The organism is Spiroplasma sp. hyd1 (assembly GCF_016082235.1).
Classification (GTDB): Bacteria; Bacillota_I; Bacilli_A; order Mycoplasmatales; family Mycoplasmataceae; genus Spiroplasma; species Spiroplasma poulsonii.
Genome location: NZ_JXYY01000058.1, coordinates 1 through 6,679 on the forward strand (window position 1 = coordinate 1; position 6,679 = coordinate 6,679).

The 6,679-nt window shown below is 27.9% G+C and carries 2 protein-coding genes; both read right to left on the reverse strand.

The window, feature by feature from the left end; genetic code table 4:
• Positions 1 to 54 precede the first annotated feature (54 nt).
• Positions 55 to 231, reverse strand: a complete 177-nt coding sequence (locus TS70_RS07890) for a hypothetical protein (RefSeq protein WP_227991139.1) — start codon at positions 229 to 231, stop codon at positions 55 to 57.
• Positions 232 to 374: 143 nt separating this feature from the next.
• The gene (locus TS70_RS07895; protein ID WP_308699456.1) at positions 375 to 1,160 is read right to left on the reverse strand and encodes a hypothetical protein; all 786 of its coding nucleotides are present in this window, start codon (positions 1,158 to 1,160) and stop codon (positions 375 to 377) included.
• Between the last annotated feature and the right edge of the window lie 5,519 nt (positions 1,161 to 6,679).

Consider the following 6,679-nt stretch of genomic DNA (forward strand, 5'->3'; position numbering starts at 1 on the left):
TTTTCTTTCCATTAAAAAATCAACTCCTTTCTGAGTTGATTTGTTGCACTTCACTTACACGATGCCTTCAATTGCATCAACAATAACTTCAACATTTCCCACCGTAGTACTTAACCCGGCAATAAATAATGCTAAAAAGAATAAAATTCCTAAAAAATTCCCAACACCAACAATGGTATTTTGATTAATAATATGAAAGGTTTCTGGTAAGACATTAAAGACAAAGACCATTGAATCATTTCCAAATTTATTTGTAATTTGTTCTTGAAATAATAAAATATTATTTTTATCTGAAACTAAATTATTAACGATTGCACCAGAAGCACCAAAAATAAAGATTAAGTTAGTAATTGATAAAAATAAAATTCCAATTACTAATAAATAAGCTTTTGAAGTATTATCTTGGTTTTGTGGACCAACACCCCAGCAAACCGCATCATAATTCCCATTCCTAATGATGTTGTAAAAAATGCTAACGAGAAAACACTACTTCAAGTTTGGCTTTGCTTTAATTTCTCTAGGTTTTCAACTAAAAACAATGTCGCTAACCCTTGACTACTACCAGGCACCGTTAAAATATAGATTGCTAAAATTAAAATAATTAAAAATAATAAGGGCATAAAAAACTTATTAAGTTTTTCAATTCCTTTAATACCAAATAATAGTACTAATCCAACTAATAACACAACAAAAAGAAACGCTAAAAAAACAATCCACTGAAAACCACCGTTATTAGTGATNCCAAAGCCACCATGTTGTAAAATCTGACTATTAAAAATATTACCATTAACATTACTAATTAACGCANGACTAAATTCAATCCCAATGGAAATAACGGTGTAACCAACTAATACAGCATAATAAATTGGAATAATGATCATTAAAGTTGCTTGAAATCAACCAACAAATTTACTAAAGCAAACACTTTCTTTTTCAAAAATATTAATAACACTTTTACGACGAAGATTCCCTAAATTAAATTCAAAAATTAATAATGNGACTCCGACAATTAACATTGCAAAAATATAAATTAAGAAAAAATAAAATCCTCCATTTTTATTAATATATCCCGGTAACCCTCAAATTGCCCCTAAACCAATTGCTGCACCTAACGATGAAACAATAAACCNAAATTTTGTCATCTGTTTCTTATTACTCATTTTAATCTCCCTTCTTCTTTAAATTAAAAAATGCAATCATTGCATTTTTTATTCATCTGTTTTTTTACGAGTTGCTTTTCTTCGAGCAGTACTTCAAATAATAGCAATAATAATGCTGACACAAAAGACCCCAAAGATAACAATCAAAGCAATTTTCATAGCACTAGCTTTTGTATTNNNATTAATAATATTATCATAACCAAAAACATTGCCACTATATTCCCCTTTAATTCCTAATTCATTTAAAATATTACTAAATTTCTTTGCGGCATTTGTTGGAGCCGAAGTTACCATTCCATAATAAACATCAACCGCATGCCCCATTTCATGGTCTAATGCAGTAAAGATGTTTGGTGAACTTCATCACCCCATTTGGTATTCTTGACTAATACCACTTTTTAAATAATTGTTAAACCCTTTTGCCGAAAAAACAATAAAAGCAAGAGAACTTGATCAAATTTGATCCGTACCTGGAATTCTATAAAAATCATATCGTGTAAAAGCCTCGGTTTGACCTGCTTGGTTAACTAATGGGGTATCTGGTGAAAATAAAAAACCANCTAAGAAATATTTAAAATTATCACCAGTCATAGTATAAGTAATATTAAATAAATTTAAAATTTGTTTCTCAAAACTATTAACAGTACTATCTTCTCAACCATAATAATTTCGCATTGCATCAACACTATCTTTTAAGAAAATGGTACTACCGGTTTGATAATTAATGGTTTCATATTTTGTCAATTTTTTTAAATCACTATCTAATTTATCAAATGATGAATAGTGACTCTGCGTGGCTTGCTGAACAAAATCTTGATATTTCTTTAATGATACTGCAGAAGCTTTCGTATATGAATCATTCATCATATTTGCTAAGCCAGCAGATAAATTATTACCATTAAAATTAATGATATTATCTTGTAAGACATCACCATTAAATCTCATAACATCATTAGTGACATCTTTCGTAGCATTTGTTTGTCACATTATTAAGCTTGTTTTAAGAGCATTATAAGTATAACTATTATTTCAAAGATTAACATTATTTGGAATTTCTTGTTGTAANCCAAATCTTGTCCCAAAAAGTGATTGATATTGTAAATCAACTACATCACTTGGTTTCATTGTTAACGTTGTGTCATAAACTGCTGGTTTTGTTACTGTAATTGAAGTGGTTGAATTAGAAAAATACTTATCAATGTACTGTAAACTATTTTGTAACGTATCAGGTCTTGCTCCAAAATTATTACTTTGTAAGTATGGATAAATATCTATGAAAAAATTATTTAAAATTTCCCAGCTTTTATTTTTCATTTCATCAGGGGTTGTAATCCATTTTGAATAAGTTTCCGCAAAAAATTCTTTTCAACTACCCATTCCATAAATGCTAATATTAACAATTGATGCCATTAATGCTGTTTCAAACACATTCGCATTTTGCATTGTAACATTACTTGTACTTCGGGCTGTTGAATAAATTATGGCTTTATTGTTAACAATATTTTGTTCTAATGTTTTAACAGTTCTATTAGTACTAATATTTGAAGATTTAGAAATAAAATAACGTAATAAATAACCAGAATAAACAAAATCATCAATATTGTTTGAACTAGATCCTGATGATGATCCCTTATAGGGTACTGGTTGAATAATAAAATTAGTAGCGGGAATTAATGTTGTTGTAGCAGAACTAAACACTAATAAACTATTTAGTATTGTCTGAAATTTTCGCATAATTTTTTCTCCTTTTGATATTAATTGGCCTCAAATGTTATGTCAGTTTAAATAAGATACTTATTTATTTTATCAAAAAAAATAAAAAATAACTAATTTTCAATAAAATAAAAAAATATCATCCCTCAAACAAATTATTAAACATTTTATAATTAATGAAGAAAAGACTAACCCTTTGGAATACCAATTAATATATTTCACATGGCTAGTCTTTATTTTAATTTATTAAAACAACAAAAATCACTTAAAAACTTAATTTCATTGTTCATATTCATAAATCTTGGTAATAACACTATCAACATCATTATCATAAAAGACAAAAGGAACAACTGATTTTGATTGAGTTGTATAACTATATAAATAAACTGATTTTTCAAGTTTATTAACCGCTGAACTAAGTTTTGCCGNCGTTTTAATGGCTGCTAATGCGACATCTTGTGAAGAAAAATAAATAAATTTCCCCGCTTGATTTGGATCAGTAATTCGATATACAACATAACGTCCATCAGAAATTATTAAATCTCATGATCTTTTCATTTTTAAGTTTCATGTTTTAATTTCATTTTTATGAACAAACTTTGATGTTAACTGAATTTTATTAGTTAACTGTTGGATTGCCTCCCTGGCACTACTTGTTGTTANTTCTTTATTACCAAAAACATCATACGCTAAATATTGTTTCCGTAATGTTCGGTCCTTATTAATTAATTCTTTTTCCTTTGCTTCTTGTAATGTTGCTGCTAACATTCGCCCATCACGATCAGAAACATCAGGATCAGGAGAATACGAATACATTAACTTTGTCTGAAAGCTTCCTTCTAAATATAAGAATTTATCTAATTGTTCTGCTGTTGCTAAAAAATCTGGTCGTAATTGATAATAATACTGACCATCATGAACAACCGGCTTTGCTAATAACTTTTCTTTAACAGGAATTCAATTTAAATAACTTTGAATTAAGGATTGGCTATATCCTTTGTTATAATTAACATCATAAGCTTTATCCTTATAAATAAATCCTTTCCCATTAGTACTCTCAAAAGTAGGATTTGTAAGATAATTACCTTTTTTAATATCTTGATATGTTACTTGACGGTTATTATTTGAACCAAAATTAGTTAAAACACTATTAAAATAACGGTCATATCAAGTATCATAAAAGTGGGTTTTTTCTTCAGTCGTAATATTCCCATTCGAAAAAACTCCTTTTTTCTNTGCGGTAGCATCTAAAAACTGATCATCATTCTGCTTCGGATTAGCATATAACTTAATTTTCCCCACCGATTGGTCAACGACACTATAACTATTAATATCAGGTGCTTTTGTCTTTCCAAAACCATAACTTCATTTTGGAACTAAATTAATTTGCATCTTAACACGTTGATTTTTATAAATTCCAGTAAACTGACGGGTTCAATATTTATGTCCTAAGCCAACACTTCCTTGTTTTCTTGGTACTCAATATCCTGTATTCTTAAATCAATTAATAAGATCTTGACCACTTTTTTTCACGCCAACATCTGTGAATTCCAAAATTGGACTAGTTCCAGCGTAATAATCTTCTCCTGTTAAATATCTACCATTTAAATCAGAATATTGTACTGTTATTCGATTAGTGCCTGTTGCAGCAATTGCTAACCGATATCTCGTTTCGGTTTTAGCAACATCATTATAATAATCACCATTAAAATCTTTGCGTAGATCTTTTTTTAATAAATCATAAATTAATTTACTATTTCCTTGTTCAACAATTGGTTTTACTAATGGTTTTCCTAGCAATGATTGGTTAATATTAGCATAATAACCCTCTTCCATTAAGGAAACCAAGGCATTAATATCTTGATTATTAAAAGCATTATAATATTGATTATTATAAATATAATATAATGATTTATTAATTTTCATTTTATATTTTTCATTAATCTTTGCTTCTTCTGGTGTATCAAACCAATAAAAACCATCATAACTGTATTGTGGTTTTACTAACCCTTCGTTTGCATAAGTATTTAACGCATCTTGTCGACTATATGCCACATTCCCAAAAGCATCACGATACAATTGTTGAAAATTATTTAAATCAGCATCATAAATTTTCTTATCATCTAATGTCATATGTTCATAATTTTTAATAATTTTATTTGGATTAGAAGCAGTTAACATGGTAGTTACCTTATTATTTTTTAATAAATATTCATTTAATGCTTCATCAGATTGAAAGGTTTGACCATCATATTCACTATAATTAACTTGACCACCATAAACACGATTAGCTAAAATATTTTCTCGAAGAACTTCGCGACTAATCGCATAATGATTTGTTGGTGCAACTGCCGTATAATAAATACTAGAAGTTACTGTTGGAGTAATAGTAAAAATTGATGTTACTAGCACTAATAACTTTAACATTTTTAATTCACAACCTTTCTATCATCTTTTTTCCCTTGCACTCGAATAATATTGACATTAATTCAAGCAATAAAATCATTTTCATTAAAAAAGGCATGTTCACCAAACTGAAAACTATTCATTGTTGCATCAAAGTTTAAGATTTGATAATTAATATGATTTCATAGATAATTTCACGTTTGTTGGTGCGACATAAAGTATTTGTGATCACCATAATATTCTAAGATATAAAGTTCAAACTTAATTCCTAAATAATCTGATAATGTATCATAATGTGATGTTGTAATTAAATCACTATTAATAACTTGTTTATTATCAATAATTTCATTGTTATTAATAAAATTAATAATTTCAGTTTTACTATTAGCAAAAAACTCTTTTCCCGTTCTTGTTTGATAACGATATAAAACATCAAAGTTAGCTAACGCAACATTCTCAGCTAAACTAGCTAATGCTTCATCCTTACTTGAAAAATAGTTTCCAAAACCATCTAAATAAAAACTTTGTTGTCTTGGTTTAAAATAAGTTGTAAAAATTTGATTAATAAACTGATCTTTTTCCTCGTTTAAGGTTGAATCATAATCAACCTGATTAATACAATTAGTATCANCAGCTGTTGTCCCACAAATATTTGCATTACTAATTGTTTCGGGTAATCAGTATGGTACATCTTTTGCCATAATACTAATCATTAATTTTCTATTTGGAACATAACGCTCTGGATGTAAATAAATTTGTCGAATTAAATCTGCTTTTACAGCATNTTTTGATAAATAATATTGATCATTAAATTCATATAACTTTTGGCCTTTAGCATCTTTGCCATCTGGTAACATATAATTTAATGCTGAAGTTGCTAATGGTGTTACCCTTGTTTTGGACTGAGAAGATGTTAATTCAATATCAAAAATTGGTAATTTAAATGTTGGTGTCACATAATATATTGAATTATTATGATCAATTTTATATTCCATTGTCTTTAAAGAAATAAAACTAAAAGTTTTGCTTAACTCTCATATTCCACTAAAAATATTAGCAATTGGGAGAACTTTACCAACAAGTTTTAACTTACTTAAAATTTTACCAGCTGAACTACCAATTGCGCTCTTTAAGTTNCGACTTAAATTATTTCGCCCAGTTTGAATTTGTTTATCACTAGTATTATTATTTTTATAGAGACTTTGATAACCATCAGCAATCTTGTTTACCCCTTCAACAACGCTCATTACATTATAAATTGAAGATTGAATCTTTTGTGCAATATTTCACATTTTACGATTATTACCACCATCTTCAAAGAAAGCACCTTGGTTTAAAAACATATTATAAATATCATTAGACTTCTTGCGATACCCTTTTTTATTAAAATATTATTATAA